Origin of the sequence: uncultured Romboutsia sp. (assembly GCF_958366745.1) — a bacterium.
GTDB classification, from domain to species: domain Bacteria; phylum Bacillota; class Clostridia; order Peptostreptococcales; family Peptostreptococcaceae; genus Romboutsia; species Romboutsia timonensis.
The window spans coordinates 1-5,171 of record NZ_CATXCO010000172.1 but is presented as its reverse complement, the minus strand read 5'-3'; the positions used below and the strand labels follow the sequence as shown (position 1 = coordinate 5,171).

General features: G+C 30.0%; 5 protein-coding genes. All 5 read right to left on the bottom strand.

Annotated features, from left to right (window positions below):
• Positions 1-12: 12 nt before the first annotated feature.
• Positions 13-1,329 (bottom strand): APC family permease, encoded by a 1,317-nt coding sequence (locus Q5F54_RS10335; RefSeq protein WP_288247558.1) that lies wholly within the window; start codon positions 1,327-1,329, stop codon positions 13-15.
• 165 nt (positions 1,330-1,494) lie between these two features.
• Positions 1,495-3,300: a translation elongation factor 4 gene (gene lepA, locus Q5F54_RS10330; RefSeq protein ID WP_281537312.1), complete on the bottom strand. Its 1,806-nt coding sequence runs from the start codon at positions 3,298-3,300 to the stop codon at positions 1,495-1,497.
• A gap of 169 nt (positions 3,301-3,469) precedes the next feature.
• Positions 3,470-3,760, bottom strand: coding sequence for a hypothetical protein (locus Q5F54_RS10325; protein WP_277231414.1), 291 nt, complete (start codon positions 3,758-3,760; stop codon positions 3,470-3,472).
• Positions 3,761-3,778: 18 nt separating this feature from the next.
• Positions 3,779-4,720, bottom strand: a complete 942-nt coding sequence (spoIIP, locus tag Q5F54_RS10320) for a stage II sporulation protein P (RefSeq protein WP_302334378.1) — start codon at positions 4,718-4,720, stop codon at positions 3,779-3,781.
• An 11-nt stretch (positions 4,721-4,731) separates the two neighbouring features.
• The coding region (gene gpr, locus Q5F54_RS10315; RefSeq protein WP_302334377.1) for a GPR endopeptidase at positions 4,732-5,171 on the bottom strand (440 nt) is incomplete at its 5' end.

Sequence of the window (5,171 nt, the reverse complement as noted above, 5' to 3'; positions counted from 1 at the left end):
TCTTGATTTCTATTATTTTTTACTTGTAATTGAATATACTGGTATACCTATTAATGTTATTATTATACCTCCTAAAGCAATTAATGTAGCTGTTAACAATTGATTTATTATAACAAATAAACCTCCTATTATTGCTATAGCTGGTATAATTGGATATAAAGGTACTTTATATGGTCTTTGTAATTCAGGTCTATCCTTACGAAGCTTAATAACTCCTATAAATGTTAACACATAGAATATCCAGATTGTAAAAACAGTTAAATCAGTTAGTAAGTTAAATTGTCCTGTTAAAGCATATATTGATGCTAAAACAGCTATTAACCAAATAGAATTAGCAGGTACTCCACCTTTATTTAACTTAGCTAAAGAATCACTTGCTGGTAATGTTTTTTTTACAGCTAATGTATAAGCTACCCTTGGACCTGTTAGTAAATATCCATTAAGTGCTCCAAACACTGATATTAATATACCTACTGTTATAATTTTACCTCCTATATTACCAAAAATTCTTTCTGCAACAAGTGCAGCTGGTGCTGTGGCTTGTGCTAATTCTGAAGCTGGTGCAACCCATAGATATGCTAAGTTTATAACTATATATACTGCCATTACTATAGATATACCTCCAACTATTGCTTTTGGTAAATCTTTTCCTGGATCTTTCATTTCTCCAGCTAATGCTCCAACATTTATCCAACCATCATATGCAAATAATGTTGCTATTAATACTTGTCCTAATGCTCCTGTTACTGTTGCTCCAGGTCCAACTAAAGGTTGAAGTATAGGATTTCCATTACCTTTTATAAATCCAAATATTATGATAACTATTAATGGTACAAGTTTACCAATCGTAGCTACAGTTTGTATTACTCCTCCAAAAGATGATCCTACTGTATTTAAAAATGCTATAAATAATATTGTTACTATAGCTATAACTAAAACCATCATCATATTCGAATCTGGATTATACCCTAGTAATTCAAGTATTTGTTTTGCAAATATTACTCCTAAAGCTGCTATAGTTCCTGGAAAAAATAGTACAGTTTGCATCCAACCAGTTAAGAAGCCTAGTTTCTTACCATAAATCTCTTCAATATATACCATCATACCGCCTGTCTTTGGTATTGCAGCTGATACTTCTGCTGCTGTTAAACCTGCTGTTATTGTTATAATACCTCCTATTACCCATGCTATCATTCCAAGTCCTGGACCACCATTAGTTGCTGTATATATAGCTTGAGGTTTAAAAAATACTCCTGAACCTATAACTACTCCTATTACTGTTGAAAGTGCTGCTGATAAACCTAACGTTTTTTTAAGTTCATTATTCATTAAGTTCCTCCTTATGTCATTTATATTATTTAGTACTTAACTGGTTTTATAATATTATCATTCCCACTTTCTATTTAAATATTAAAATTTACTTTTCTTATCTACTTGGTAGTATATTTTTAACAAAAAAAGACCTAAGTTTTAAACTTAAGTCTTTTCTATATTTTATTCATCTAATTTTAACACTGACATAAATGCTTTTTGAGGAACTTCAACAGATCCGATTTGTCTCATACGTTTCTTACCTTCTTTTTGCTTTTCAAGAAGCTTCTTCTTACGAGATATATCTCCTCCGTAACACTTAGCAAGAACATCTTTTCTAAGTGCACTTATAGTTTCTCTAGCTATTACCTTATTACCAACAGCTGCTTGTATAGGTACTGCAAACTGATGTCTTGGTATTTCATTTTTAAGTTTTTCACACATAGCTTTACCTCTTGAGTAAGCACGAGATTCATGAACTATAAAGCTAAGTGCATCTACTTGTTCTTTATTTATTAATATATCTAATTTAACTAGAGTTGAAGGAACATATCCCTTAACTTCATAATCTAATGATCCATATCCTCTAGTTCTTGATTTTAATGCATCAAAGAAATCATATACGACCTCATTTAAAGGTAAATCATAATGAAGCATAACTCTCTTTTCATCTATATACTCCATATTTATCATTGTTCCACGTCTTTCTTGACATAGTTCCATAACTGTACCTACGTAATCTTTAGGAACTATTATGTCTCCTTTAACTATAGGCTCTTCTATCATTCTTATTTCACTTGGTTCAGGTAAGTTAGTTGGATTTTGTATCATTACTACTTCACCATCATTTTTAGTTACTCTGTATATAACAGATGGAGCTGTAGTAACTAAGTTAAGATCATATTCTCTCTCTAATCTTTCCTGTATTATTTCCATGTGTAAAAGTCCTAAGAATCCACATCTAAATCCAAATCCTAAAGCAGCTGAAGTTTCAGCTTCAAATTCAAGTGCTGCATCATTTATTTGCATTTTTTCAAGTGCATCTCTTACATTTTCATATTTTTCACCTTCACCTGGATATATACCACAGTAAACCATTGGAGTTGCTTTTTTGTACCCTGCCATAGGTTCGTCTGTAGGATTATTTGCATCTGTTATAGTATCCCCAACTTGACAACTTCTTATATCTTTTATACTTGCTGCTATGTATCCAACATCTCCAGCAGATAATTCATCAAGCTCTCTTTGTCCTGGAGCCATTACACCAACTTCAGTTACTTCAAACTTTTTGTTAGTATTCATCATCTTGATTGTCATACCTTTTCTTACGCTACCTTCAAATACTCTAACGTAAGCTACAACACCTTTATAAGCATCATAGTATGAGTCAAATATTAAAGCTTTTAAAGGTGCTTCTTTATCTCCTGTAGGAGCAGGTACTTTTTCAACAATAGCTTCTAATACATCTTCTATATTTAATCCACTTTTAGCAGATATAAGTGGCGCATCACTTGCATCAAGTCCTATTATATCTTCTATTTCTGCTTTTATTTCATCAGGCCTTGCACTTGGAAGATCTATTTTATTTATAACTGGTAAAATTTCTAAGTCTTGATCTAACGCTAAATAAACGTTAGCTAATGTTTGAGCTTCAACACCTTGAGCAGCATCAACTACTAGTAATGCCCCCTCACAAGCTGCTAAACTTCTTGATACCTCATAGTTAAAGTCTACGTGACCTGGAGTATCTATAAGATTTAAGAAATATTCATTTCCATCCTTAGCTTTATATACTAATCTTATATTTTGAAGCTTTATAGTGATTCCTCTTTCTCTTTCAAGATCCATATTATCTAATAACTGATCTTTCATTTCTCTTTCACTAACAAGTCCAGTTTTTTGTATTAATCTATCAGCTAAGGTAGACTTACCGTGGTCTATATGTGCTATTATACTAAAATTCCTAGTTCTACTTTGTTTATTGTCCACCTTGGTTCCTCCTTTTTTATTATCATAACTTTTATTTTATAATATATCCCCTTTTATGTAAATAACCGTTATGTTATAAAACCAAAAACTTATTTTTCTTATATAATTCTCTCCTATTTATACATTAAATATTTAAAACTTCTTAATAGTAAAAATAAGACTTAAATATTTAAGTCTTATTTTTATTATCATTATATAGTTTTATTATTTTATCCTTAGCTTTATATATTTCATTTATTTTTTCACCAATATTAACTTTAATATCATCCATATTTATATCATCTATAAAAGAATTTAAAAGATATGCATCAGTTCCTAACATATCTTTTGCACTTTTATCTATTATAAATATACATATACTTAAATTCGTAATCATAGCTAGAATAAATAAAACTTTAAATACAACCTTAATTTTTCTTCTTTTTAATTTTTTATGAATCTTTTTTTCTAGCCTACTCATACTTAATCTCCTAGACTATTATCTATTTTGCTTAAAATATTCATCTAAAATTTCTGCAATATATTTTGCTGAAGCCTTTGCTTCTTCTGAAGAGGTACCATTGCTTCCTACTTCTATTAACATATGATTTTGAGCCATATATTGATTGAATTTCCCAACTGGTTTTTCTACTACAGATAAAACCAGTTCTGGATATTTCGTTTTAGCAAATTTAGTTATATCTTCAGCTAAAGATTTTACTTCATCTACATTCGGATTTCTCATACCTACAACAAAAAAGAATTTAGCCACTTTTTCACCCTTATAAGTTGTAGACATTCTTTCATGCTCTTTTTGTATATCAGCATCAGTCTTAAGATCCCTTCCATCTCTATGTAAATCTATAGCTATATTTATACTTTTATGAGTATTTAACATTGATTTTACAGTTTCTAAACTACTTATATAAGATTTAGTAAAGTCAGGATAATCATGGTATTTTGTACTATGTGCAATTCCCCAACCTTTTTTACTTAATTGTTCTGTCAATAGTGTTCCAACCTCAATTACTGACTTTTCCTTATTTTGTGAGTGATAATTCCCTTCAGGAGAATCTGAATAAGTTTCCCCTGCATGAGAGTGATATATTAACATAGTAGGATTTTCTTTAGTTAATCTGATGTCATTTTTATATTCACTAGATGACACAGATACATTTTCTTTATTATTAGAGTTACTGTTTAATGTAGGAATATTTTCTTCTCCTATATGAACTTTTATATAATCTTCTTCTTTATTAGCAGTTTTATCTACTTCATCTTCTTTTTCTTTTGAATTATCATCCTTTGTACTAGACTCTGGATAAGATGACTCTATTAAAAATTTAAGAAATTCTTCCTTGTCCATACTATAAGACATAATTGGTAAAATAAAAATCAAAACACAGGCTATACTTATAACCTTCTTAGTTTTTCTCAACATACTTTTCCTCCTTAATTGGTTATTCTACCTGGATGGAGAGATCTATTTAATCCTTCACTTATTATTATCGATAAATTTTCTATCGTTTCATCTATGTCTTTAGGTGTTACTATTAAATTTTTATCATATGGATCTAACGACTCCTTTATAAGATGATATTTCTCATCTTCCTTAAGTTGTTTTAACATATTGTAAAAATTTTCACCTTCATTTGATTGACTAATTAAATTATCTATGGCTAAATCTAATACATCACTAGTTAATGTAGCTGCATCTACCACAGTCGGTACTCCTATAGCTATTACATCAACACCTAAATAATCTTTATTTAATGCTTTTCTTTTATTTCCAACACCTCCGCCTGGAGATATTCCAGCTGTAGATATTTGTATAGTTGAATTCACTCTTTCCATCTTTCTTGATGCTAATGCATCTATTGCAATTACCCTAT

What these genes read in the sequence shown, in the direction of transcription:
- Q5F54_RS10335 (WP_288247558.1), bottom strand. Translation starts at nt 1,329, where the DNA reads ATGAATAATGAACTTAAAAAAACGTTAGGTTTATCAGCAGCACTTTCA.
- Q5F54_RS10325 (WP_277231414.1), bottom strand. Translation starts at nt 3,760, where the DNA reads ATGAGTAGGCTAGAAAAAAAGATTCATAAAAAATTAAAAAGAAGAAAA.
- spoIIP (WP_302334378.1), bottom strand. Translation starts at nt 4,720, where the DNA reads ATGTTGAGAAAAACTAAGAAGGTTATAAGTATAGCCTGTGTTTTGATT.